Annotated in this window: 27 protein-coding genes; 13 read left to right on the top strand and 14 right to left on the bottom strand. The window is 63.9% G+C overall.

The features are described 5' to 3' along the window. Positions 1-108 precede the first annotated feature (108 nt). The 4 genes from rpoN to lptC form a co-directional block, all read right to left on the bottom strand. A complete protein-coding gene (rpoN, locus tag FJ979_RS30995; RefSeq protein WP_140584582.1) occupies positions 109-1635 on the bottom strand; it encodes an RNA polymerase factor sigma-54 in 1527 nt (508 codons plus the stop codon). 195 nt (positions 1636-1830) lie between these two features. Further along, positions 1831-2649, bottom strand: coding sequence for an LPS export ABC transporter ATP-binding protein (gene lptB, locus FJ979_RS31000; RefSeq protein ID WP_140500202.1), 819 nt, complete (start codon positions 2647-2649; stop codon positions 1831-1833). Next, complete coding sequence (locus FJ979_RS31005; RefSeq protein WP_140500204.1) at positions 2649-3233, bottom strand: LptA/OstA family protein; 585 nt, start codon at positions 3231-3233, stop codon at positions 2649-2651. The genes lptB and FJ979_RS31005 overlap by 1 nt, the downstream gene beginning before the upstream one ends. Further along, positions 3220-3933, bottom strand: coding sequence for an LPS export ABC transporter periplasmic protein LptC (gene lptC / locus FJ979_RS31010; protein ID WP_140560247.1), 714 nt, complete (start codon positions 3931-3933; stop codon positions 3220-3222). Before lptC ends, FJ979_RS31005 begins: the two co-directional genes overlap by 14 nt. A gap of 383 nt (positions 3934-4316) precedes the next feature. Here lptC and sppA point away from each other — a divergent pair, with 383 nt between their 5' ends. The 4 genes from sppA to FJ979_RS31030 all read left to right on the top strand — a co-directional run bounded on the left by sppA (position 4317) and on the right by FJ979_RS31030 (position 7047). Then, positions 4317-5273, top strand: coding sequence for a signal peptide peptidase SppA (gene sppA, locus FJ979_RS31015; RefSeq protein WP_140522514.1), 957 nt, complete (start codon positions 4317-4319; stop codon positions 5271-5273). Positions 5274-5353: 80 nt separating this feature from the next. Further along, complete coding sequence (locus FJ979_RS31020) at positions 5354-5638, top strand: integration host factor subunit beta (RefSeq protein WP_006200394.1); 285 nt, start codon at positions 5354-5356, stop codon at positions 5636-5638. A 53-nt stretch (positions 5639-5691) separates the two neighbouring features. Then, positions 5692-6024: a DUF1049 domain-containing protein gene (locus FJ979_RS31025; RefSeq protein ID WP_140500210.1), complete on the top strand. Its 333-nt coding sequence runs from the start codon at positions 5692-5694 to the stop codon at positions 6022-6024. A gap of 57 nt (positions 6025-6081) precedes the next feature. Next, positions 6082-7047 carry an ornithine cyclodeaminase family protein gene (locus tag FJ979_RS31030; RefSeq protein WP_140584583.1) on the top strand — a complete coding sequence of 322 codons (966 nt, stop codon included), beginning with the start codon at positions 6082-6084 and terminating at the stop codon, positions 7045-7047. A 1-nt stretch (position 7048) separates the two neighbouring features. On the opposite strand, the gene FJ979_RS31035 is transcribed toward FJ979_RS31030, so the two are convergent. The 3 genes from FJ979_RS31035 to FJ979_RS31045 form a co-directional block, all read right to left on the bottom strand. Next, positions 7049-7480 (bottom strand): EVE domain-containing protein, encoded by a 432-nt coding sequence (locus FJ979_RS31035; RefSeq protein ID WP_140584584.1) that lies wholly within the window; start codon positions 7478-7480, stop codon positions 7049-7051. Then, complete coding sequence (locus tag FJ979_RS31040) at positions 7477-7872, bottom strand: VOC family protein (protein WP_140584585.1); 396 nt, start codon at positions 7870-7872, stop codon at positions 7477-7479. Before FJ979_RS31040 ends, FJ979_RS31035 begins: the two co-directional genes overlap by 4 nt. A gap of 91 nt (positions 7873-7963) precedes the next feature. Continuing rightward, positions 7964-8650: a YafY family protein gene (locus FJ979_RS31045; RefSeq protein ID WP_140584586.1), complete on the bottom strand. Its 687-nt coding sequence runs from the start codon at positions 8648-8650 to the stop codon at positions 7964-7966. A 134-nt stretch (positions 8651-8784) separates the two neighbouring features. On the opposite strand from FJ979_RS31045, the gene FJ979_RS31050 reads away from it, so the two are divergent. From FJ979_RS31050 to FJ979_RS31075, 6 genes are all read left to right on the top strand, one after another. After that, on the top strand, positions 8785-9858 hold the full coding sequence (locus FJ979_RS31050; RefSeq protein WP_140584587.1) for a class I SAM-dependent rRNA methyltransferase: 1074 nt from the start codon (positions 8785-8787) through the stop codon (positions 9856-9858). Continuing rightward, entirely contained in the window at positions 9858-10718 is an 861-nt protein-coding gene (locus FJ979_RS31055) for an RNA methyltransferase (RefSeq protein WP_140584588.1), read from the top strand. The genes FJ979_RS31050 and FJ979_RS31055 overlap by 1 nt, the downstream gene beginning before the upstream one ends. A gap of 13 nt (positions 10719-10731) precedes the next feature. Then, positions 10732-11220, top strand: coding sequence for a signal peptidase II (lspA, locus tag FJ979_RS31060; RefSeq protein WP_140522527.1), 489 nt, complete (start codon positions 10732-10734; stop codon positions 11218-11220). A 62-nt stretch (positions 11221-11282) separates the two neighbouring features. Next, the gene (locus FJ979_RS31065; RefSeq protein WP_140584589.1) at positions 11283-12275 is read left to right on the top strand and encodes an MDR family oxidoreductase; all 993 of its coding nucleotides are present in this window, start codon (positions 11283-11285) and stop codon (positions 12273-12275) included. Positions 12276-12360: 85 nt separating this feature from the next. Then, positions 12361-14670 (top strand): PAS domain-containing hybrid sensor histidine kinase/response regulator, encoded by a 2310-nt coding sequence (locus FJ979_RS31070; protein WP_140584590.1) that lies wholly within the window; start codon positions 12361-12363, stop codon positions 14668-14670. 183 nt (positions 14671-14853) lie between these two features. Beyond that, on the top strand, positions 14854-15741 hold the full coding sequence (locus FJ979_RS31075) for a GNAT family N-acetyltransferase (protein ID WP_140500229.1): 888 nt from the start codon (positions 14854-14856) through the stop codon (positions 15739-15741). Between the two features lie 81 nt (positions 15742-15822). On the opposite strand, the gene FJ979_RS31080 is transcribed toward FJ979_RS31075, so the two are convergent. Both FJ979_RS31080 and grpE read right to left on the bottom strand, forming a co-directional pair. After that, on the bottom strand, positions 15823-16455 hold the full coding sequence (locus FJ979_RS31080) for a trimeric intracellular cation channel family protein (RefSeq protein WP_140560243.1): 633 nt from the start codon (positions 16453-16455) through the stop codon (positions 15823-15825). Between the two features lie 120 nt (positions 16456-16575). Further along, entirely contained in the window at positions 16576-17211 is a 636-nt protein-coding gene (gene grpE, locus FJ979_RS31085; protein WP_140500232.1) for a nucleotide exchange factor GrpE, read from the bottom strand. Positions 17212-17450: 239 nt separating this feature from the next. Here grpE and FJ979_RS31090 point away from each other — a divergent pair, with 239 nt between their 5' ends. Together FJ979_RS31090 and FJ979_RS31095 are read left to right on the top strand one after the other, a co-directional pair. Continuing rightward, positions 17451-17651 (top strand): hypothetical protein, encoded by a 201-nt coding sequence (locus tag FJ979_RS31090; protein ID WP_140500234.1) that lies wholly within the window; start codon positions 17451-17453, stop codon positions 17649-17651. A gap of 165 nt (positions 17652-17816) precedes the next feature. Further along, positions 17817-18839, top strand: a complete 1023-nt coding sequence (locus FJ979_RS31095) for a fatty acid desaturase (protein WP_140500460.1) — start codon at positions 17817-17819, stop codon at positions 18837-18839. 107 nt (positions 18840-18946) lie between these two features. On the opposite strand, the gene FJ979_RS31100 is transcribed toward FJ979_RS31095, so the two are convergent. From FJ979_RS31100 to cysG, 5 genes are all read right to left on the bottom strand, one after another. Continuing rightward, a complete protein-coding gene (locus FJ979_RS31100) occupies positions 18947-19480 on the bottom strand; it encodes a DUF934 domain-containing protein (protein WP_140500236.1) in 534 nt (177 codons plus the stop codon). Positions 19481-19640: 160 nt separating this feature from the next. Next, positions 19641-20405, bottom strand: a complete 765-nt coding sequence (locus FJ979_RS31105; RefSeq protein ID WP_140500238.1) for a phosphoadenylyl-sulfate reductase — start codon at positions 20403-20405, stop codon at positions 19641-19643. Beyond that, positions 20380-22050 carry a nitrite/sulfite reductase gene (locus FJ979_RS31110; protein ID WP_140513763.1) on the bottom strand — a complete coding sequence of 557 codons (1671 nt, stop codon included), beginning with the start codon at positions 22048-22050 and terminating at the stop codon, positions 20380-20382. Before FJ979_RS31110 ends, FJ979_RS31105 begins: the two co-directional genes overlap by 26 nt. Positions 22051-22098: 48 nt before the next feature. Continuing rightward, positions 22099-22392, bottom strand: a complete 294-nt coding sequence (locus tag FJ979_RS31115) for a DUF2849 domain-containing protein (RefSeq protein ID WP_140584591.1) — start codon at positions 22390-22392, stop codon at positions 22099-22101. Continuing rightward, on the bottom strand, positions 22389-23834 hold the full coding sequence (cysG, locus tag FJ979_RS31120) for a siroheme synthase CysG (RefSeq protein ID WP_140584592.1): 1446 nt from the start codon (positions 23832-23834) through the stop codon (positions 22389-22391). Before cysG ends, FJ979_RS31115 begins: the two co-directional genes overlap by 4 nt. A gap of 432 nt (positions 23835-24266) precedes the next feature. On the opposite strand from cysG, the gene FJ979_RS31125 reads away from it, so the two are divergent. Then, positions 24267-24716, top strand: coding sequence for a host attachment family protein (locus tag FJ979_RS31125; RefSeq protein WP_140584593.1), 450 nt, complete (start codon positions 24267-24269; stop codon positions 24714-24716). The last annotated feature ends 42 nt before the right edge of the window (positions 24717-24758 follow it).

The following is a 24758-nucleotide window of genomic DNA, read 5'->3' on the forward strand; positions in this document are numbered from 1 at the left end:
GAACCGCTTCGACGCCAAAACAGAAGCGGACAGATCATGTGCTACCAAACCGGACAACTTGATTAGCTACCGACATGAAGCGCGAAACCCTGTGGAAAATCGCCGAACCTAGCGCCCGGCGCTGGCAAGGGCCCGCTTCTCGCGCCGGCGCTGCACCGAGGACGGGATATTCATGCCTTCCCTGTATTTGGCGACCGTACGCCTGGCGATGTCGACGCCGCTTTCGCGCAACATGTCGACGATCGCGTCGTCGGACAGGACGTCGACGGTTTTTTCCTCGTCGATCAATTGCTTGATGCGGTCGCGCACCGCTTCCGACGAATGCGCCTCGCCACCGCCCGACGCGGCTATCGAGGCGGTGAAGAAATAGCGCAGTTCGAACACGCCGCGCGGCGTCAGCATGTACTTGTTCGCGGTAACCCGGCTGACGGTCGATTCGTGCATGCCTATGGCGTCGGCCACCGTGCGCAGGTTGAGCGGCTTCAGCTGGCGCACGCCATGGACGAGGAAGGCATCCTGCTGGCGCACGATCTCCGATGCGACCTTGAGAATGGTCTTTGCCCGCTGATCGAGGCTTCGCGTCAGCCAATTGGCGTTCTGCAGGCACTCGGCCAGGAAATCCTTTTCGGCCTGGTTCTTGGCGTGCGGCGAAACCTGGGCGAAATAGATGTGGTCGACCAGCACGCGCGGCAGCGTTTCGGCGTTGAGCTCGACCGTCCAGCTGCCGTCATTGGCCGCGCGCACCTCGACATCGGCAATGACGGCGTCGCTGGCGCCGCCCGAAAAGGCCATGCCCGGCCGCGGATCGAGCGCCCGGACCTCGGCCAGCATGTCCAGCAGGTCCTCTTCGTCGACGCCGCAGATCCGCTTCAGCGTGTGGAAATCGCGGCGCGCCAGGAGTTCGAGGTTGGCAATCAGCGCCTTCATCGCCGGATCGAGCCTGTCGCGTACGGCAAGTTGCAGCGACAGGCATTCGGCAAGGTCGCGGGCGAACAGGCCGGCCGGCTCGAAGGTCTGGCACACCGACAGCACCTTGGCCACGGCGTCGGCGCCGCTACCAAGGCGCGAAGCTATCTCAGCCGTATCGGCGCGCATATAGCCGGTCTCGTCGAGGCCGTCCGCGAGTTCGCCGGCGATCAGGCGCGCCGCCGGATCGGTGAAAGCGAGCGCGATCTGCTCGCTGACATGATCGCGCAGCGTGATCGCGGTCGCCGCCATGTCGCCGGCATCGAAGCCTTCGGACGAGGACGTGCCGCCATTGCCGGTCGCCGATTTCCACTGTGCCGTGAGGTCTGGTCCGAGTCGCTCGCTGGTGCCCGGGTCGTCCGGGAACAGGTTCTCCAGCGATGTGTCGAGCTTTTCCGAGATTGCCTCGGCGCTCCATCCCGCTTCGGTCTCGAACCAGTCGCCGTCGGCCGCCGTTTCCGGTGCCGCCTCGGTCCTCGGCACCTGGTCGCTGGCGGCGTCGTCCTGCGGCTCGGCGCGCCCCAGCAACGGATTGCGCTCGATCTCCTCGTCGATGAAGTGCTCGAGTTCGGCATGGGTGAACTGCAGCAGCCGGATCGACTGCATCAGCTGTGGCGTCATCACCAGCGACTGCGACTGTCGTAGCTGTAGTTTCGCCGCCAACGCCATGGTTCGGTTTCAAACGCCTCGTCTGCATCCGGACTGCCGGAAGGAATTTTCGCGAACCGATAGAAACTGGCCCGGCTTTTGCTTGTCAAGGCAAACGCTAGCAAAACCCGCTTACCGGAGCGTTATCCCGGAGCAAAATCGCGAGAAAATGGCCCCTGACAGGAAAAAAATCGCGTCAGGAAACAAATTTCACGCTCAAAGCGTGAATCCCTCGCCCAGATAGAGCCGCCGCACGTCGGGATTTGCGACCACTTCATCAGCCCGGCCATGAGTGAGCACCTGGCCGGCATGGATGATGTAGGCGCGGTCGATCAGGCCGAGCGTCTCGCGCACATTGTGATCGGTGATGAGCACGCCGATGCCGCGCGCCGTCAAATGACGCACCAGTTGCTGGATGTCGGCGACGGCGATCGGGTCGATGCCGGCGAAAGGCTCGTCGAGCAGCATGTAGGCCGGGCGCGTGGCCAGCGCACGCGCGATCTCCAGGCGCCGACGTTCGCCGCCGGAAAGCGACATCGAGGGCGCCTTGCGCAAATGGCTGATATGGAACTCCTCGAGCAGTTCGTCGAGGCTGCGCTCGCGCTCCTTGCGGCTCTTTTCGACCACTTCCAGCACGGCGCGAATGTTCTGCTCGACGCTGAGGCCGCGGAAGATCGAGGCCTCCTGCGGCAGATAGCCGATGCCCAGACGCGCACGCCGGTACATCGGCATGGAGGTGACATCGAAGCCGTCGATCTCGATCGTGCCCTCGTCCACGGGCACCAGGCCGGTGACCATGTAGAAACAGGTGGTCTTGCCGGCACCGTTCGGACCGAGAAGCCCGACGGCCTCGCCGGCACGCACCCCGAGCGTGACGCCGCTGACCACCTTGCGACCCTTGTAGCTCTTGGTCAGGCCCTTGGCGATCAAGGTTCCCTTGAACTTCGCCTTATCGGCGGTGACCGTGGCCGGAGCCGAAACCTTGCCGGCGGCCCGCCCCGGAAGACGCGCCGTCAGCGACGACAGGCTGGCCATCAGGGGTTCGTCGCTCCCGATTTCGGCGGTGGTGTCATCGACATGATGACACGTCCGCCGCAGCCGTCGACATTGGCGAGGCCGGTCTTCATCTGCACGGTGAGCTTGCAGCCCTTGAGGACGTTGGGGCCTTGCGACAGAACCACTTCCTTGCCGGACAGGACCAGCACCTGCGTCTTCATGTCGAAGGTGCCATTGTCGCCGGTCGCGATCTGGTCATTCGACTTGATGTAAACTTTTCCGCTGACTTCAAGGTGGTCGATGTTGGCGGAGCCGGTCATCGCCGCTCCCGCTGCTTCCGTCCCCTTTGCGGCCGCGTTCGGGTCCTTGACGTAGTAGACCATCATCTTGCCGGACTTGAGCAGGGTCGGTCCCTGCACGACCGTGACGTTGCCGGTGAACACGGCGACGTTGTCCGCCTGCCGCACCTCCAGCTTGTCGCTCTCGATCTGGATGGGCTTGTCGCCCGACAGTTTGAGCCCGGACGCGCTCTCGGCGGTGGATTGCGCCAGCGCCGGCGCAAGCCCCAGCAAAAGCAGCGCCGAAGCTGCGGCGGCAAGCCGTGTCGAACTAATGAGCCACATTCGCTTCTTCGCCCTTTGCCTCTGCCGCCTTCAGATTGGCGGGATCGATATTGACGCGCACCTTGTTCTCGAACACCAGAACCTTGCCATTGTCCTGCACCGACAAGGAATTCGCGGTGATCTGCGACCCGTCACGGCTGACGTCCACGGGGTCATCCGTCTTCATAGTGCCTTTGCCCATGTCGAGGAAGACCGATTTGAACTTGGCCTGAAGGCCGTCGGTCGTGGCGATCGTGACGTCGCTGGTCAGATGCATCGTATTGCCGTCGCGATCGTAGGTGCCATGCGTGGCTTTGATCGCAGCGACATTGTCGGCCGCGATCGGCACCTTGGCGTCGATGCCGTCGAGTTCGATGATGCCTTGCGTGCTGACGTCCTGTATGGCGCGCAATGCCGTCATGGAATAGGGCAACTTCTGCTTGGTGAAGCCGTTGAGCTTGGGGTTGGCCATCACCAGCTTGCCGTTGGAAAAGGCGGTGCCTTCCGCCTGGACCGCGACGGACACCGGTGCGGCGAGGTAGGAATAGACCGGGAAGGCAATGGCGATCAACGCCGCTAGCACCGGCACGGCGAATTTGAGCACGCGCACCCGGCGCGAATGCCGCCGTGCGCGATCGAACGCGTCCCCCCTCGCCGGGCCGTCCGCCGGGGGAGCCAACTCCGTCTCGGTGCTGCTCGCTTCACTCGTTCGCGCTAACATAACTGCTTTCTTCTAAAACCCCTGCCCCGCCGGGCAACACCGCCTATAGGTGGGACGTCGGCGCTTTCAAGCAAGCACAAGCCGACGAAAACCGCGAAAATGTGACAGTTGCTGTCGTGCAGATCAGAACGGATCAACACCGACAGCCCTGCTTCATAGCAGAAATAGACGTCTGGCGTACATTTTTCGTTACCATCGGCTCTCCCCTTACCTGCCGTTCGTTTCACGGACCAATCACGAAACCGACGTCTTGGCGGACGCTGACGCGCACTTGCCTCGCGTGCGCCGCGCGCGGATTGCCGCGTCATGCGCAGACGGAATTGCTTCCAGACCGGGACGTCATGGTCTAAAAGCATCTCTTTCCATCGACCGTGAGGCTGACCATGGCATTGAGAGCCGACGACCTGATCGACCGCCGCCGCTTGCGGCGTAAGCTGACCTTCTGGCGCGCTGCGGCCATCGCCATCGTTGCGCTCGGCGTCATTGCGATCTCGGCCTGGTTCTATCGCGACGATTTCGGCGGCTCGGCCGTCGATCATATCGCCAAGGTCAGGATCGAAGGCACCATAACCGAGGACGACGAACTGATCGAGCGGCTGGAAGCCATCCGCAAGTCGCCGAGGGTGAAAGGCGTGATCCTCGCCATCGATTCCCCCGGCGGCACCACCGTCGGCGGTGAATCGATCTATGAGGAGGTGCGCAAGCTCGCCGCCGACAAGCCTGTCGCGGCCGAGGTCGGCACGCTCGCCGCGTCGGCCGGCTACATGATCGCGAGCGCCACCGATCACATCGTCGCCCGCAAGACCTCGATCGTCGGCTCGATCGGCGTGTTGATCCAGTATCCTGATGTCAGCGGCCTGATGGACAAGCTCGGCGTCAAGCTGGAGGAAGTGAAATCCTCGCCGCTCAAGGCCTCGCCCTCGCCTTTCAAGCCGACCAACGACGACGAGCGCGCCATGGTCCGCAAGCTCATCCTCGACAGCTACGACTGGTTCGTCGGCATCGTCGCCGAACGCCGCAAGATGACCCGCGAGCAAGCGCTGGCGCTCGCCGACGGATCGATCTTCACCGGTCGCCAAGGGGTCGCCAACGGCCTGATCGACGCCGTCGGCGGCGAGACCGAGGCGATCGACTGGCTGGCGACCAAGGGCGTCGACTCGAAACTCAAGGTGGTCGAATGGAAGGACACGGAGCGGCGCGGCGGCTTCCTGTTTTCCAAAGCGATGGTGCGCACGATCGCCGGCGCGCTCGGCCTGCCGGACTACAGCGGCGATATCATCCATGAACTTGGCGCCGACCGCTTGTTTCTTGACGGTCTCGTTTCCGTCTGGCACCCTTGAGACGCCGTTTGGGGTGGATGAAAAAGCAAACAAAATCATCCTCATAATTTCGACCGCACCGATTTCAGGGGACCCGTCCGATGATCAAGTCCGAACTTGTGCAGATTATTGCCACGCGCAATCCGCATCTTTTCCTGCGCGACGTTGAAAACATCGTCGGCGCGATTTTCGACGAGATCACCGACGCGCTCGCCGAAGGCAACCGGGTCGAATTGCGTGGCTTCGGCGCCTTTTCGGTGAAAAACCGCCCCGCCCGCACCGGCCGCAACCCGCGCACTGGTGAATCCGTCGAGGTCGAGGAGAAATGGGTGCCTTTCTTCAAGACCGGCAAGGAACTGCGTGAAAGGCTGAATGGCGGAAAGTAGGCGCGACGCCAGACCGGCCCTTCCCGGGAGGTCGGTTTCCGACGGAAAACATCATGCTCAATCGCTTCATGCTCATCGTGGTCTTCGTGCCCCTGGCGATCATCCTGATCGCGCTGGCCGTCGCCAATCGCGAACTCGTCGCCTTCACGCTGGATCCATTCAATCCCGGCAATCCGGCGCTGACGCTCACTTTGCCGCTGTTCATCTTTCTGTTCCTGGCCCTCGCCGTCGGCATGGTCGTCGGCAGCCTGGCGACCTGGGTCAAGCAGGGACGCTACCGCAAGCTGGCGCGCCAGCGCGGCGTCGAGGCCGAGAACCTGCGCCAGGCGATCGGCCGCACCCCGTCGACACCGCAGGGACCGGTGCTGCCGAAGCCGACCAACTGACCGCCGCACGGCGCTGTGGGCCCTCTCGGGCCCGCGATTTTGTTCACGGAGTTTCCCATGCTGACCATTTCGGCCGCAGAGGTCGACCAGGCGTTGACCTTCCCAGGGCTGGTGGAGACGCTGCGCGTGGCTTTCCGTGACGGCGCGGTGCAACCTGTCCGGCACCATCACACGGTCGAACGGCCGGACGGTGCGGCCTCGACCTTGCTGCTGATGCCGGCCTGGACCGACTTCAACGCAGCCGGCATCTCGGCCGGGGGACACATCGGCGTCAAGATCGTTACCGTCTCGCCCGACAACAATGCCATCGGCAAACCGGCGGTGATGGGGGTCTATCTCCTGCTCAACGGCGCCACCGGCGAACCGGAGGCCCTGATCGACGGCCAGCGGCTGACGCAATGGCGCACGGCCTGCGCCTCGGCGCTCGCCGCATCCTATCTGGCGCGCGAAGACGCTTCCCGGCTGCTGGTGATCGGGGCCGGTGCGCTGTCGCCATTCCTCGCCAAGGCGCATTGCGCCGTGCGGCCGATCAGGACCATCCGCATCTGGAATCGCACCTTGGACAACGCCGAGAAGGTCGCCGCCGGACTGCGCGCCGAGGGCTTCGCGGCGAGCGCAGCGACCGATCTCGATGCCGAGCTCGGCCAGGCCGATATCGTCTCGTCGGCGACGATCGCCACCGATCCGCTGATCAAGGGCGCCCGCCTGAAGCCGGGAAGTCATGTCGACATGGTCGGCGGCTTCACCCCGACAATGCGCGAAAGCGACGACGAGGCGATAGGGCGCGCCCGCGTCTATGTCGACACCCGCGCCGGCGCCACCAAGGAAGCGGGCGACATCGTCATACCGCTCGCTTCGGGCGTGTTGAAACCGGAAGCCATCATAGCCGACTTGCACGAGCTGGCGCGCGGTCAGAAGCAAGGGCGCCGGAGCGCCGACGAGATCACGCTGTTCAAGTCGGTCGGCGCCGCGCTCGAGGACCTTGCCGCCGGCATTGCCGTCTACAAGGCGCTCAGGAGCTAGCTTACTGTCCCGGCTGGTTAGCGCCCATAGCTTCGGCGATTACGGCGAAATCGGCCGCGCTTATCGAGAACAGGCCGAAGCGCAGTTGATACCCCCAATTCGGCTTGCCGGCCGTGAAGTCCAGCCTGTCGAGCAATGGCTTGATCGGCGCTTCCCCGGCCGCCGCCCAGTCGACGTCGCGGCGAAAGGGCGTGAAGCCGCCGCCCATGTCGCCTTGATAGGGTTCTCCCTCCCGTACCGTGCCGATCGCCGTGAATGCCCGCAGCCCGTCTTTCTCGCCCAAAATCGTTGTCGGCGAATAATAAACAATGCCGTCCCGGGGCTGCATCCGCCGCAGCGGCGCCGCCTTGCCGTGGTTGACCTGCATAAAGCCGACCTCGCGGCCGCGCCGGACGTGCTGCGCCGACGCCACCGCGATCCAATACGCGCTCATTCCTGCTCCCCGTCGGCCTGCTGCCCGTCCGACAGGCAGTAGACCCGCAGGCGATGGTTGTCGGGATCGAGCGCAACGAAGGTGCGGCCGAAATCCATGTCGGTCGGCGCCTGCAGGATCTTCAGCCCACGTCCGGACCAGCCGGCATGGGCGGCATCGACTGCCTCGGGCGTATCCAGGGCAAAGACGATCTCGGCGCCGCCACCGGTCGCTGCCGCCGCCGGTTCCACCGTATGCCTCGACCAGAGACCGAGTTTGAAACCGTTGTCGAGCACGAACAGCACGAATGTCGGCGCGCTTTCGACCGGCTCGCGGCCGAGCAGCGCGCTGTAGAAGGCGCCGCTACGCTGCGGCTGGTCGACGTAGAGGATGACGAAATTGGGGGTGACCATGTCTGTTCTCCAGGGGTTTCGACCGGGACAGATGTAAAGCGCGCCACTGTCAGATTCTGGCAGTATCCGTCATGGAGGCGCCCTGGACAGCTTACACACCGCTAGTGTCGAGCGTCGCCCGCCATTCCTTCAGCAGCGCCTGACGGCGGCGCGGATAACGCAGATCCGTCGTCTTGAGCTCGGCTATGCGGTCGGTGCGAAAATGCCGGAAATCCTGCCGCATTTCGCACCACGCCACCACGACCCGCACCTTGTCGAAGAACCCAAGCGCGAACGGCCACACGATGCGCCGCGAGCCCGCGCCACTGGCATCGCGATAGAAGAAGTCCAGCTTGCGCTCGTTGCGGATCGCCTGCCGCACCAGGCCGAGATCGATGCCTTCGACAGTCCCGCTGGGCGGCCCGACCAGCAGTGCGGTCACGTCGAGATCCTCGCGCAGGTCATCCGGCAGCACCGACGCGATCTTGGCAAGCGCGTTGACGGCCGCTGTCGAAAGCCGCGAATCCGGCTGCTTGGCGACCCAGCGCGAACCGAGCACAATTGCCTCGATCTCCTCGTCGCTGAACATCAACGGCGGCAGCATGAATCCGGGCTTCAGCACATAGCCGAGCCCCGCCTCGCCCTCGATCGGCGCCCCCTGGCCCTGCAGCGTTGCGATGTCGCGGTAAAGCGTGCGAATTGAAATCCCGAGTTCGTCGGCGAGCGACTGCCCGCTCACCGGCATGCGATGCCGGCGCAATGTCTGGATCAGGTCGAGCAGGCGTTCGGAGCGGGACATATCGAAGATTTGCCTGTTTCTTTGACATTGGTCCATCGCAAGCCGACATGACCAAGCGACGGCCGCGCGGCGGACTTGGTTGCGAAGCCGGTTGCCCTATGTCAAAAGCGGCCACGCCTCGGAGATGCTCCTGCTTGAAATCTTTTCGCGACAAACGCCGCGACAGCGGTCCGCCCGCAAAAAGCGGTGCGCAACGGGTGCGTCCGCATGAAGGCCGTGGAACGGCCAGGCCGCAGGAGCGGCCCGAGGCCAGGGTCGACGGGCGCCCCGAGCAGAAGTCGGCGCCCCGCATCCTGGCCCGTCGCGACGGCGCTCTTCCGGCCGAACAGCTTCCGCTGATCCTCGAAGTGGCGCCGAATGCCGACTATGCGCTGCTCGACAGCGGCGCCGGCCAGAAGCTCGAACAATACGGTCCTTATCGGATCGTCCGCCCAGAGGGCCAGGCGATCTGGCAGAAGGCGCTGCCGGCAAGGGAATGGGACCGCGCCGACGCTGTCTTCACCGGCGATACCGACGAGGAAGGCATTGGCCGCTGGCGCTTCCCCGGGACGCCGCTCGGCGAGACCTGGCCGATGAAGCACGACGGCATCGATTATCTCGGCCGCTTCACCTCGTTTCGCCATGTCGGCGTGTTTCCCGAGCAGGCCTCGCACTGGGATCACATGGCCGGACTGATCGCGGCGGCCAGGCGGCCGGTCAAGGTGCTCAATCTGTTCGGCTATACCGGCCTTGCCTCGCTGGTGGCGGCGCGCGCCGGCGCCGAGGTCACCCATGTCGATGCCTCGAAAAAGGCGATCGGCTGGGCCCGCGAAAACCAGGAGATGGCCGGACTTGGCAACAAGCCGATCCGCTGGATCGTCGAGGACGCGGTGAAATTCGCCGAGCGCGAGGAGCGCCGCGGCAGCCGCTATGACATCGTTCTGTTCGACCCGCCCGCCTATGGCCGCGGCCCCAAGGGCGAGGTCTGGCAGTTGTTCGAGGACCTGCCGACATTGACCGATCTCTGCCGATCGATCCTGACCCCGAAACCGCTTGCCGTGGTGCTGACCGCTTATTCGATCCGAGCCTCCTTCTTCGCCATCCATGCTCTCATGCGTGACACCTTTGCCGGCATGGGCGGCAGGGTTGAATCGGGCGAATTGATCATCCGCGAAAAATCGGCGGGCCGCGCGCTGTCGACCTCGCTGTTCTCGCGCTGGGTGGCCTGATGAGTGGATATAACGGCGCCCGTCCGGTCGGGCAGGTGAAAGAGGTCACCAGCCTCGCCAATCCGCTGGTCAAGGACATCAAGGCGCTGGCCTTGAAAAAATTCCGCGACCAGCAGAACGCCTTCATGGCCGAGGGACTGAAGCTGGTCATCGATGCGCTCGACCTCGGCTGGCAGATCAGGACCCTGGTCTTCGCCAAGGCCGGACGCGGCAACGCGGCGGTTGAGAAGGTCGCTGCGCGCACGGTGGCTTCCGGCGGCACGGTGCTTGAAGTCTCGGAAAAAGTGCTTGTCGCCATAACCCGCCGCGACAATCCGCAAATGGTGATCGGCGTTTTCTCGCAGAAATTCCTGGCCCTGAAGGATATCCGCGCCGACAATGGCGATGTCTGGGTGGCGCTCGACCGGGTGCGTGATCCCGGCAATCTCGGCACCGTCGTCCGCACGGTGGACGCCGTAGGCGCGAAGGGCGTGATCCTGGTCGGAGACACCACCGATCCCTTTTCGGTGGAGACGGTGCGCGCCACCATGGGCTCTATCTTCGCCGTTCCGGTGGCCAAGGCGACGACCGAGGCATTCCTCGCCTGGCGCGGCGGGTTTTCGGGCCTCGTCGCCGGCACACACCTCAAAGGCGCGGTCGACTACCGCTCGGTCGATTTTTCCCGGGGGCCGGTGCTGCTGATGATGGGCAATGAACAGCAAGGCCTGCCCGAAAGCCTGGCGGCGAGTTGCGACAGGCTGCTCAGGATTCCGCAGGCAGGGCGTGCCGATTCGCTCAATCTTGCCGTCGCCACCGGCGTCATGCTGTTCGAGATCCGCCGCGGCGCGCTGAAACTGGACCCTATGGTGGATTCGCAATGAGGGTTGCCCAATCGTGAAATCATGGTCTCCCTATGCGCTGCTGGTCGTCGCGGCGATCGCGCTCGACCAGTGGATAAAACATTTGGTCGAGACCGGCCTTCCCTTTCAGGAAAAGCTCGATCTCCTGCCCTTCCTGGCGCTGTTTCGCACCTATAATACCGGCATCGCCTTCTCGATGTTCTCATCCTTCGGCGATACCGGGCTGGTGATCATCGCCGTTCTCGTCGTCGCCTTCGTGCTCTATCTGGCCACGCACACGCCCGCGGGCCATGTGATTGCCCGCACCGGCTTTGCCCTGATCATCGGTGGCGCGCTCGGCAATCTGATCGACCGCGCCGTCTATGGCCACGTCATCGATTACATCCTGTTCCACACTCCGGTCTGGTCGTTCGCCGTGTTCAATCTCGCCGATGCCTTCATTTCGGTCGGCGCCGCGCTGGTCGTGCTTGACGAAGTTTTGGGCTGGCGCCGCCAGCCCAAGCCCCAGGGTCCCGACGCCTGAGCGATTGACCCGGCGCGGCCGCCGCAGCAGAGTCCAAACGTCGATAGATCGAGGAGAGAAAAATGCCCGAAACCTTCAAAGCCATCCTCGTTTCGCGCGACGCCGAAAAGAAGCAGTCGGTGGCGGTGACCGACCTCACCGAAGCCGATCTCATGGAAGGTGACGTCACCGTCGCCGTCGAAGCGACAACGGTGAACTACAAGGATGGGCTCGCAATATCAGGCAAGGCGCCGGTCATTCGCCGCTGGCCCTTGGTGCCAGGCATCGATTTCGCCGGAACGGTGTTATCCTCTTCCCATCCCGACTGGCGCAAGGGAGACAAGGTCATCCTGAACGGCTGGGGCGTCGGCGAGACGCATTTTGGCGCCTATGCCGAACGCGCCCGCGTCAACGGCGACTGGCTGGTGCCGCTCCCCGACGGCATCAGCGCGCATGACGCGATGGCGGTCGGCACCGCGGGCTATACCGCAATGCTGTGCGTCATGGCACTGGAGCGGCACGGCATCGTGCCCGATCGCGGGCCCGTGGTGGTGACGGGCGCGGCCGGCGGCGTCGGTTCGGTCGCGGTCTCCATCCTGTCCAGCCTGGGCTATCACGTCATTGCCTCGACCGGGCGCAATGCCGAAAGCCCGTATCTCATCGATCTTGGCGCCGCGGAGGTGATATCGCGCGACGAACTCAGCCAGCCGACCAAGCCGCTCGCCAAGGAGCGTTGGGCGGGCGGCATCGATTCCGTCGGCAGCCACACACTGGCCAATGTGCTCTCTATGACCTCCTATGGCGGTGCCGTCGCGGCCTGCGGCCTGGCCGGCGGCATGGACCTGCCGTCGAGCGTGGCACCTTTCATCCTGCGCGGCGTTTCGCTGCTCGGCATCGATTCGGTGATGGCGCCGAAACCGGTGCGGCTCGAGGCCTGGCGCCGCATCGGCGCCGACCTGGATCTGCGCAAGCTCGCCAGCCTGTCCACGACCATCGGCTTCGACGACATCATCGACGCCGCGCGCGACATCGTCGACGGCAAGATCCGCGGCCGCGTCGTCGTAGACATGCAGTGAGTTCGCCGGGGTAAAACAACCTATCCGCTAAAATTCGAACGATCCCCCGCAGGCTTCCATAATTTCTGTCCGGTAGGATTTTCGCATGGTCGCGGAATCCGGCATCCAGGAAGCGGAGACTGGCGAAGACGTCGATGCGGTACCCCCGCCGGCGTCGGCGCGGCGGTTCGTCGCCGCACCGCCGCTGGCGCCTGAGCCGCAACAGGCCAGGAATCAGCCGCGATTGGCCGGCCGCGAAGGCTTGCCGCTGCTGACCTTCGTCGCCATCATCATACTGGCGGGGTTGACCCACCTGACCGGCGCGCCGATCTTCATCAGCCTCGCTTTGCTGGCGACCGGCCTTGCCGGCTTCGGCCTGCACCTGCGCGCCAGAAGGAACGAATCCCGCACCGCCGCGCTGCTTGATGAAACCACGGCTCGCAGCCGTGCCGAGATCGAGACGCTGGCCGATCGCATGTGGGAGATGCAGGAGAGCGAAGAGCGCTTTCGCGGCCTGATCGACGCGCTTGGCGATCTCGTCATTCATCGCGACCGCGACGGCTATATCGTCTATGCCAACAAGGTGTTCGCCGATCTCGTCGAGGTCGACCAGCGCGACCTCGCCGGCAAGACCCTGGCGGAACTTGGCATCGAAGTCGGTATCGTTCCCGACGCCGCCTTTTCCGACCATGAATGCCTGAGTTCCACCGACGTCGCCATCCGCACCCCTGGCGGTTCGCGCTGGTTCTCGTGGATCGAACTGTCGGTGCGCGACAAGGACAGCGGTTCTGTCTCGCATCGCGCCATCGCCCGCGACATCACCGCCCGCAAGCGTGCCGAATCCTCGCTGATCACCGCGCGCGAGCGGGCCGAATACGCAAGCCAGGCCAAATCGCGCTTCCTCGCCACCGTCAGCCATGAAATCCGCACGCCGATGAACGGCATCATGGGCATGGCCAGGCTGTTGGCCGATACCAGCCTGTCGCCGGAGCAGCAGACCTATGTCGGCGCCATTTCGACCTCGGCCAGCGCGCTGCTGGCCCTCATCGAGGACCTGCTCGACTATTCCAAGATAGAGGCGGGACGCTTCGATCCCGAACCGCAGCCAATGTCGGTGCGCGAGATCGCCGACAACGTTGTCGAGCTCCTCGCCGCGCGCGCCTTCTCCAAGGATATCGGCCTCGGCTGTCATGTCGAGCCCGACGTGCCGCAATTGATCACCGCAGATCCGGGCCGGGTCAGGCAGGTGCTGCTCAACCTGATCGGCAACGCCATCAAGTTCACCGACAGCGGCGGGGTGCTGGTGAGTATAGCGCGCGCCCGCACTGAAACCACCGACCGCATATGCTTCACCATCGCGGATACCGGGCCAGGCCTGCATGAAGACGACATGGAGCGCATTTTCGAGGAGTTCGAGCAGGCCGACGGTACCTCGACGCGCGCGCATGGCGGAGCCGGTCTCGGTCTTGCCATCTCCAAGCGCCTGGTGACCGCCATGGGCGGCACGATTTCCGTCTCCAGCCGGTTGGGTCAGGGTTCGGAATTCGTCTTCGATATCCCGGCCATCTCCGCGAGCGAGCCACCACCCGGCCGGGTGGACGCGCTTCAGGGCAGGCACGCGGTAATCCTGTCGAGAAATATCGTCGAGGCCGACGCCATCGCCCGCAGCATCCGCGCCAACGGCGGCGCGGTCGATATCGCCACCACCGTGGCGCAGGCGGCATCGTTCTCCGGCGATTGCGACGTGCTGCTGGTCGACGCGGCCATGGAAGAGGGCGACGGAAGACTGCTCAAGCGGCTGCGCCAAAGCGGTTTTTCCGATTGCGAAGCCATCACGCTGATCGCCCCGACCGATCGCGGCATGCTCGGCGAGTTCCGCGCCAGCGGCTACGCGACCTTCCTCGCCAGACCGGTGCGAGGCGGAACACTTTTGCGTGTGCTTCTGAGCAGTCATGCGCCGGCGCTTGCCCCGACACGGCCGGAAAAGCCCCACCCGCCGGCGCTTCGCGCCGCCAGTGATCGCCAGCGTGGCCTGTCGGTGCTGATCGCCGAGGACAATGACATCAACGCCATGCTCGCTCGCGCCACGCTGCTGAAGGCCGGTCATCGCGTCAAGGTTGTCGGCAACGGCAAGGCGGCGGTCGAGGCCGTTACCGGTGCCGGACACAAACACCGCTTCGACGTGGTGCTGATGGACCTGCACATGCCGGTGATGGATGGGATGGACGCCATCGCCGCCATCCGCCGCCATGAGGAGGAGACGGCCGTGCCGCCAGTGCCCATCATGGTGCTGTCGGCCGACAGCCAGGAAAAGACCCGCCATGCGGTGCTCGCCCACGGCGCCAGCGGCTTTGTCACCAAGCCGCTCGACCCCGATGCACTGGTCGACGCCATCGAGGGGCAGGTCGCCGCCTGAGACTTTTTTTCTTCAATCTCCTGCCGAGCGGCGCCACCTTGCTTTTGCATAACGTAGCCGGTTGACCGTATTCGCCAGCCGACGAAGTATTGCCCGCGACGCCGTATCACGGTACTGTCACAATCCTGTTGCACCTACACCGTATCCCCGTGCCAAGAGGGATGGCTCGAAGGAGAATCACTCGTGCATACAGTTATGCCGGAATGTGACACTCGGCCGAACGCCGGCGGCGCCTTGCTTGCCGGGCGCAATGTCGATTCCGTCACAAAGGGCGCAGCGCTCGGCCGTATCGGCAACCTCGAAGTGCGGCTGGCCCGCAACGAGGCCGAGATCGCGGCCGCGCAGGAAGTGCGCTACCGGGTATTCTACGACGAGCTTGGCGCCAGGAAGAACCTGTTTCAGGTGCAGGACCGCCGTGATGCCGACCGCTTCGATCCGCACTGCGATCACCTGCTCGTCTTCGATACCTCGCTTTCCGGCCCCGAACATCGCCGCATCGTCGGGACCTACCGGCTGCTGCGGCAAGAAATCGCTGCGGCCGCCGGCGGCTTCTATTCCGAAGGCGAGTTCGAGCTGACCAAGCTCATCGCCCGTCACCCCGGCCAGCGCTTTCTCGAGCTCGGCCGCTCCTGCGTCCTGCCGGAATACCGTTCGAAGCGCACCATCGAGGCGTTGTGGCAAGGCATCTGGGCCTACATCAACCACTACGGCATTGGCGTGATGACCGGCTGTGCGTCTTTCCAGGGCACGGTGCCGGCGGCCCATGCCGAGGCGCTCACCTATCTGGCGCATCACTGCCGCACGAATTCGGCTTGGGACGTGCGCGCCGTCGCAGGCCGCTATTGTTCCATGGACCTGATGCCGATCGAGGCGGTCAATGCCAAGGCAGCGATCGCTGCGATGCCGCCCTTGGTCAAGGGCTATCTCAGGGTCGGCGCCCGCATCGGCGACGGCTGCGTCATCGATCGTGAATTCTCGACGGTCGATGTGTTCGTGGTGATGCCGGTCAAGGAGATCGGCGCCCGCTACGTCAATTATTACGGCGGGGAAGCGCAGCGTTTTGCGGCGTGAGCAGTAGGCAGTAGGCAGTAGGCAGTAGGCAGTAGTGAAGACATCATGATTCATCCACTGACTAATCCCTAATCCCTTCTCTCACGAAATATCCTCCGGCCGCCTGCCGGGCCGGCTCTTGTAGGACGCAAACGACCAGCCGAATTTGAGCGCGCCGCCGCGCACGGCGAATGCCGCGGCGAAACCGGCCAAGCCTGACACGATCTGCGGCAGTCCGGCGACATCGCCCAATGTGAAGATCGACGCGCCGACCAGGGCGGCCGTAACATAGATTTCCGGCCTCAGCAGCACCGAAGGCTCCCCTGCCAGCACGTCGCGCAGGATGCCGCCGAATGTGGCGGTCAGCACGCCGGTGATGACGGAAACGACCGGCGAACCGGTGATGGCCAACCCTTTGGCCGCACCCATCACCGAAAAAGCGGCTAGCCCGACGGCGTCGAGCCAGAGCAGCCACTTCCAGCGGGATTCGACACGGTGCGCGCTGAAAAACACCAGCACCGAAACCGCCGCGCAGATCAGCACATAGCTGGAATTGGCGATCCAGAAAACCGGCAGGTTAAGGATGACGTCGCGAAGAGTGCCGCCGCCGATGCCGGTGACGCACGCCAGGAAAAGGAAGCCGATAACGTCGAGCTGCTTGCGCGACGCGGCAAGCGCACCTGTCGCCGCGAAGACCGCAACGCCGGCATAGTCGAGAAGCGCGATGGGGTTCAAGGGCGGGACCAGGGAGTAAGGCAGCAGGGGAGTAGGGAAGTATGTTTAGCACGAAGCCGTACTGTTGATACGCCCCTTACTGCCTTACTGCCTTACTGCCTTACTGCCCTATTCCCCTAACTACGCATCCTTCTCCGCCTGCTCGTTGACGGGCCCCGGCTCGACCGGCGCTTCGCCGGCGGCGATTTTCGGGCCGCCCTTGGCAACGCCGACCATGGCCGGGCGCAGCACCCGCTCCCCGATCGAATAGCCCGGCTGCACGACCTGCACCACCGTGTTGGCCGGCACATCGGGATTGGGCACTTCGAACATGGCCTGGTGGAAATTGGGATCGAACTTCTCGCCTTCCGGCGCGAGCTTCTTGACGCCGTGCCGCTCCAGTGCGGACAGCATGGCACGCTCGGTGAGATCGACGCCGTCGATCAGCGCCTTGAAACCCGCATCGCCGGACGCCTTGGCCTCGGCGGGAATAGCGTCCAGCGCGCGGCGCAGATTGTCCGAAACCGACAGCATGTCGCGGGCGAAGTTCGCGACCGCATAGGTACGCGCGTCATGCACGTCGCGCGCGGTGCGGCGACGCAGGTTCTCCATCTCGGCCGCAACGCGAAGCGCCCTGTCCTTCAGCTCTTCATTCTCCTTCAGGAGCCGCACAACCGCTTCATAATCGCCATCGACGCCACCTTCCGTGCGCTCGGCATTGGCTTCGGTCGCCTCAATTTCGTCGGGCGCGCGTTCGTCTTTTGCCTGGTCGCTCATCGCCGTTTCCCATCATCTCGAATAGTGTGGATTTTGAGCCCGATATCGAGGTTTGGTGGGCAAAAATCAAGGGGTAAGCGAAGGCACGCGCCCAGCCGTTCAAACCGAATGGCGATCAGTGCGATGCTTCGATTTTAATTCAAACTTTACCATAGCTTCCACCTTTGCTTGCCCCGGCGGCGCGATCGGGGAACCATTTGCTGGCTGGAGGATTTTCGAACCGACACAGGATTTTTGAAATGACACCCCGCGACAAGGGCGAAAAGAAAGATCGGATCGCCGCCGAAATCCGGCGCCAGCTAGGCACGGCGGCGGTGAGACGCTTTCTGCATGCGCTGCCGGCCTTTCGCGCCGAGAAAGACATTCCCGACCGCTTCCGGGACCAGCTCGAACGTCTCGACGGCCTGGAAAACAGCATGGCTGGCGGCGCGCGCCATTGATGCATGTGACCGGATGCGATCCGGGTTGGCAGAGTTGCAAGGGTTAGAACAGAACCTGAAGTCGCGGCCTGGATCGAGGATCCCGCGCCCCATCGCGACAATTACGCGCGGTAATTTCTCGTGATTAGCCTTGCGGGAGCCGGGCCCCTCCGCCTATGCTTCATGATGAACATGATTTCCCCTGAGACTGCCGCCAACAGTAAGCGCGCCTGGTTGAAGATCCTGGCGCGCTACAAGAAGCCGGACAGGCGGCGCAGCGCCGTCGAACTGGCGATCACCCTGATCCCTTTCGCAGCACTCTGGGCGCTGTCCTCGATCGCCTTTGCCTATGGCCATTGGTGGGGGCTGGTGCTGATCTTGCCGGCGGCGGGCTTCCTGGTGCGGATTTTCATGATCCAGCACGATTGCGGGCACGGATCTTTCTTCGCCAACCGCACCGCCGATGACTGGATAGGCCGCGTCCTGGGCGTGCTTACGCTGACGCCTTATGATTGCTGGCGGAGTGCTCATGCCACTCATCATGCCAGCGCGGGTAATCTCGACGAGCGCGGCGTTGGCGATATCAAGACGTTGACGGTCGCGGAGTACCGGCGGATGTCCTGGAGAGGTCGCCTCGCCTATCGTCTCTATCGCCATCCCCTGGTCATGTTCGGACTGGGGCCGATATGGCTCTTCATCTTCGAGCAAAGGCTGCCGGTCGGGATGATGCGCGGTGGCCTGAAGCCCTGGGTATCCTCGATGGCCACCAACCTCGCCATCGTTCTGGCAGCGTCGATCCTGATATGGTTCGTCGGTATTGGCGCTTTTCTGGTCGTCCACCTGCCGATCGTCATCCTTGCCGGATCCGCCGGCATCTGGCTGTTCTATGTCCAGCACCAGTTCGAGGAGACCGAATGGGCGAAGGACGATGAGTGGGAGTTCCAGCGTGCCGCCTTGCACGGATCCTCCTATTATGACCTGCCGCCGGTGCTGAACTGGTTCACCGGCAACATCGGTGTCCATCATGTCCATCACCTCTCCGCGAAGGTGCCAGGCTACCGCCTGCAGGAAGTGCTGCGCGATTATCCGGAACTGCGCGGCATAGGCCGCATCACCCTTCTTGAGAGCCTGCGCTGCGTCAAGCTGGCGCTGTGGGATGAAAACAGCGGCAAGCTGGTGTCGTTTCGCCAGGCACGGATGGCGGCGTAGCCATCTTCTGCCTGGCTCTGCTGTCCCCGATCCGCCGGCGGCACCTCCTGTCGTCGTGACGGGAGAGGACAGGCGGCCGCAAACCTGTCGCTGGAAGTGTCGTGACGTCAGCCGGCACGCAGCCGACGCCAGGAGTATTTTGGTCCCTTGGGCTTCGGCACGGCGGCAGGCTGGTAGTAGAGTCCCAATCCGCCGGTGCGGCCTTCGTCCAGCCGCTTCAAGAGCACGGGATTGGAGATTTCGAATTCATCGAAACCGAGCCGCAGCATATGCGGCAGTTGGTCGACCAGCACCTGGCCGGTGGCGCGCACGGCACCTTCGAAATGATGTCGGCTGCGCAGCAATTCGCCCTTTGAGAAGGAGCGGCCATCGCTGAACGACGGAAAAGCCAGCGCCACCAGCGACAGTTGGTCGAGCAGGCCAGCAATCCTTTCGAGCTGATCGCCGGGTTGCAGCACGACACCGATCCTTTCCTTGGCCGACCGGCGCACCTCCGGATCGAGATCGAGAAACGCCTGCAGCGGCAGGATGAAGCGGCCATTGCCGGACAGCGCTTCCGCGCCTTCGGCATGAGCCCACTCATCCTCCCGAAAACCCGTCGGGGTCCAGAGGCGGGTCTCCGGTATCGTCGGTTCAGTCATCGAAATTTCCTAAAATTCAAAGAGCTCAAGGGGTGTGGAGATTCAAGCAGGCCCGAGTCGAAAACGGTAGCTTCCGAGAGCCGGAGCGGAGCGTACTTGTAGTACGTGAGCCCCCGAAGCCGCCGTTTGCAGGCCGGCCTCACCTGAATATCAGCATACCCTATAACGATGCGTCGGTCAGCGACTTCTCCAGTCCCGACAGGTGAATGCCGCACTCGGTCTTGGCATGGCCGGCCCAGCGGCCGCTGCGCGCGTCCTCGCCCGGCTGCACCGGCTGGGTGCACGGGAAGCAGCCGATCGACAGATAGCCATAGGCGACCAGCGGATTTTCCCGCAGTGCATGCGCGCGCATGTAGTCCGCCTGGTCCGACGTCGTCCAGTGCGCCAGCGGATTGATGCGGATACGTGGGCCGACCGCCTCGAACACCGGAAGTGCTGCGCGCGTCGAGGCCTGGAAGCGTTTGCGGCCGGTGAACCAGGCGCGGAAAGGCGCCACGCCCCGTGCCAGCGGCTCGACCTTGCGCACGTCGCAGCAGGCGTCGGTGTTGGTCTGGTGCAGATTGCCGGTCGGATCGATCCGCTCGAGTGCTGCCTCGTCGGGCTTGATCACCTGGATGTTGGTCAACCCGAAATCGGCGACCAGGGCGTCGCGATAGCCGAGCGTCTCCTCGAAATGCTTGCCAGTATCGAGAAAGATGACCGGCAGCGAGCGATCGACTTCGGAAATCATGTGCAGTAGCACGGCCGAATCGGCACCGAAGGAAGACACCGCGGCAATCTCATCGTGAAACAGGTCGCCTGCCGCGCGTTCGATGATGTCGAGCGGATTCAGGTGGCCGTAAAGCGCGTCAAACCCCGCCGCTTTGGCGGCGATGCCGTCATCGGCGTCGACGATAGGGTCAAGCGGCCTTGGCTTCGCCAGCATAGAGCGCCTCCTTGAACGGCGCGGGACCGACACGGCGGTAGGCGTCGATGAATTTCTCTTGTGAGTTGAGCCGAAGGCCGAGATAGGTCTCGACGATCTGCTCGATGGCGTCGGTGATCTCTTCCGACGAGAAGCCGCGGCCGATGATCTCGCCCACCGAAGTGTTCTCGTCGGCCGAACCGCCAAGCGTCACCTGGTACAGCTCGGTGCCTTTCTTTTCGACTCCGAGAATGCCGATATGTCCGACATGGTGATGGCCGCAGGCATTGATGCAGCCGGAGATCTTCAGCTTCAACTCGCCGATCTCGCGCTGCCGCTCCAGCGAGGCGAAGCGACGCGAGATCTCCTGCGCGATCGGGATCGAACGCGCTGTGGCCAGCGCGCAATAGTCGAGGCCCGGGCACGAGATGATGTCCGATATCAGGTTCGAATTGGCGGTCGCCAGGCCGATATCGACCAGCGCGTCATAGACCGCCTTCAGGTCGGCGCGCGCCACATGCGGCAGGATCAGGTTCTGCTCGTGGCTGACGCGCAACTCGTTGTATCCATACTTCTCGGCGATATCGGCAATCGCTTCCATCTGGCTGTCGGTCGCATCGCCCGGCACTTCGCCGATACCCTTCAGCGAGATGGTCACCGCCGCATAGTCGGGGTGGCGATGCGTCACCACGTTCTGGTCGAGCCAATCCGAGAAGCCCTTGGAATCGAGGCGTGCCAGCTTTACAGCCTCGTCGCCGTCCGGCCGCGCGGTCAGCGCTGGTGGCGCGAAATAGGCGTCGATGGCGCGGATGTCTGCTTCCGGCAGCTTCAACTCGGCGTCCTTCAATTGCTGCCATTCCGCCTCGACCTGGCGCGTGATCTCCTCGACGCCGGTCTCGTGGACCAGGATTTTGATGCGCGCCTTGAACTTATTGTCGCGGCGGCCATGCAGGTTGTAAACGCGCAGGATCGCCGTGCAGTAGGACAAAAGGTCGGCTTCCGGCAGGAAATCGCGGATCTTCCTGGCGACCATCGGCGTGCGCCCCTGGCCGCCGCCGACATAGACGGCGAAGCCGAGCTCGCCGGCCGCGTTCTTCTTCAGGTGCAGGCCGATGTCGTGGGTCTGGATGGCGGCGCGGTCGCGCTCCGCGCCGGTTACCGCGATCTTGAACTTGCGCGGCAGGTAGGAAAACTCCGGATGAACAGATGACCACTGGCGCAGGATTTCCGCATAGGGACGCGGATCGGCGACCTCGTCGGCCGCCGCACCCGCGAAATGGTCCGCGGTGACGTTGCGGATACAATTGCCGCTGGTCTGGATGGCGTGCATCTCGACACTCGCCAGATCGGCCAGGATCGCAGGAATGTCGGACAGCGCCGGCCAGTGGAACTGGATGTTCTGGCGCGTGGTGAAATGGCCGTAGCCCTTGTCGTATTTGCGCGCGATGTGGCCGAGCATGCGCAACTGCTTGCCGTTCAGCGTGCCATAGGGCACCGCGATGCGCAGCATATAGGCGTGCAATTGCAGGTAGACGCCGTTCATCAGCCTGAGCGGCCGGAACTGGTCCTCGGTGATCTCGCCGGCGAGCCGGCGCTGGACCTGGTCGCTGAACTCGGCGACGCGGGCCTGGACAAAATCGTGATCGAACTCATCGTAGCGGTACATGCTTCGTCTTTCAGGGCGCGTCCGCCCGTGTTCACTTCCGGTCTGGGCTTACGCCGCCCGGGAGGCCTGCTTGCCAAGATCGTTGCGGATGGTCGGGCCCGCGGCGCGGATCTTCTCGCGCAACCGCACCGGCTCGACAACGCCGTTCACGATTTGGGCATCGATGAGGTTGACGTCGAGGACTTCGTTGTCGGCGTGGGCCTTGGCACCGATCGCTTCCAGGCGATCCTCGGCCGCCTTGTCATGGGCGAGGTCGGCATGGTCCGCCCTCTCGGCCCAGCCGCCGTCTGCGTACCAGACGGCGATGCCGTCGGCGAGCCGGTTGGCGGTCAGTATCTTCATTGCTGAACTCCCTCGGTGGCAGCTATGGGCGCACCTTCATGCCTGTGTGCCGCGAGCGGTTCGGACCGTTCGAAATTGGCGCCGGCGACCGCATCGCCGATGATGGTCATGACCGGACCTGAGAGATCGGCGCGCGCTTCCAACGACGGCAGGTCGGCAAGCGTGCCGTGGAAACGGCGGCGATTGCCGAGGCTGGCATTCTCGACCACGGCTACCGCCGTATCGGGCGAAAGCCCGGCCTCGATCAGCCGGCCGGCAACCTCTGCGGCCACCGAGCGGCCCATATAGACAACAACGGTGGCACCCGAAATGGCAAGCTTGGCCCAATCGGGCAGCGAATTGCCTTTGAGATCATGACCGGTGGTGAACACCATCGAGGAGGAAACCCCGCGCAGCGTCAGCGGCAATTCGAAATCGGCGGCGGCGGCGAAAGCAGCGGTGACGCCCGGAACCACCTCATAGGCCACGCCCGCATCACGCAGCGCCGCCATCTCCTCGCCGGCCCGGCCGAACACCAGGGGATCGCCCGACTTCAGCCGCACCACACGCTTGCCTTCGCGGCCAAGCTCGACCAGCAGCGCGTTGATCTCGGCCTGGCTCTTGGTGTGACAGCCCTTGCGTTTGCCGACCGCCAGCCGCTCGGCGTCGCGTCGGCCCATGGCGACGACAGCCTCCGGCACCAGCGCGTCGTGGACGATGACATCGGCCTCCATCAGCAGGCGATGCGCACGCAGCGTCAAAAGGTCCTCGGCACCGGGGCCCGCGCCAACCAGGGCGATATGGCCTGAAGCGGATGCAGCCGAACGCAGAAGATCGGCGGCTGCGTCATGCGCCTGCGAAAGCTTGCCAGCTTCGACGGCGCGCGCCGGCGCACCGCCGAAGAACTCGCTCCAGAACCGGCGGCGCGAATTGCCCCTGGGCAGGCTTTCAGCGGCGGCCCGGAACGACGCGGCGAGAGCCGCCAGCCTGCCCAACGAAGGCGACAGCATGCGGTCGATGCGGGCACGCAGCATCTGCGCCAGCACCGGCCCAGCGCCTTCCGTGCCGATGGCGATCGCGACCGGTGCGCGATTGACCAGCGCCGGGGTGAAAAAATCGCAAAGCTCCGGCCGGTCCACCGCATTGACGGGGATGCCGAGCCGGCGCGCATCCTGGACAACGCGCCGGTCGAGCGCCTCATCGCCGCTGGCAGCGAACACCATCACCGAGCCTTCCAGCCGGCTCGCCTCATAGGCCGCGATGTGGGTGGCGCCACTCTGCGCGATGAAGCCGAGCATGTCCGGTGAGGCGCTCTCCGCGACGATGCGCAGCGTAGCGCTGGACTGCCCAAGCAATCGTGCCTTGGCCAACGCTTCGTCGCCGCCGCCGACGATCGTTACGGCTTCGTCCTCGACCCGTACGAAGACGGGGAAGGCATTGAGCTTGGGGGCGGGCTGCGGCATGGATACGAACGGAATCCTGATCTGGTCTTCACTTCTACGCGTGGGCGCGAAAAAGCTGAAGAAACCCACTCGCGCATCACCTTCCGGGATGCAATCGCTTTTTCTAAAGGGCCGCGGCCAAGAGAAAAATATTCCACCTTGTTGCGGAGACCGGCATCAAGCCGCTGTCGCGGGCATTGATTTCTCCTCTTTTTTGGGCCGAACGCGCTTTATGACAAAACCGTTTTTTCTAAATTCTACTAATTTAGTAGATTAAAGCTGCCTGGCGGTCGTGCGCGCGCCTCCACCTCGACGGAGCGCCCGCATGACCTGGCTTTTTGGCTGGAACATTACCGGATCGAGGCGCGTTCCTTCCGCATGCGCAATTCAAAATCATACCTGGCCGCGGCGTGAAGCCAAGCGTGGCGGCAGCGAAGGAAGGAGCCCGGCGTCATGAGCGCGATCAAGTTGAAGCACGGCATCTGGATCATGGTGGCCGACGGAGAAAAAGCGCTCTTCCTCAGAAATGCAGGTGACACCAAATTTCCGAACCTCGAAGTGTTGCAGGAAGTGAGGCAGGACAACCCGCCAACGCGCGAGCAAGGCAGCGACAGTCCCGGTCGCTACAATGACGGTCCCTCGGTTCACCGCAGCGCGGTCGAGGAGACGGATTGGCATCGGATCGGCAAGGAGCGCTTTGCCGACGAACTCGCCGAACGGCTCTACAAGCTGGCTCATCGAGGCTCTTTTGACGAAATCATCCTCATCGCGCCGCCGCTCGTGCTCGGCGCGATGCGCAAGATCCTGCACAAGGAAGTCAGCGACAAGGTCAGCGCGGAAATTCCCAAGACGCTGACCAACCACGCGGTATTCGAGATCGAGGCCCTGTTGCGGGCAGCTTGATCGTTGGCGATCGAGCGCCGCCGTTGCGGCGCATGATTTCGG

The organism is Mesorhizobium sp. B1-1-6 (assembly GCF_006443035.1).
Lineage (GTDB): Bacteria > Pseudomonadota > Alphaproteobacteria > Rhizobiales > Rhizobiaceae > Mesorhizobium.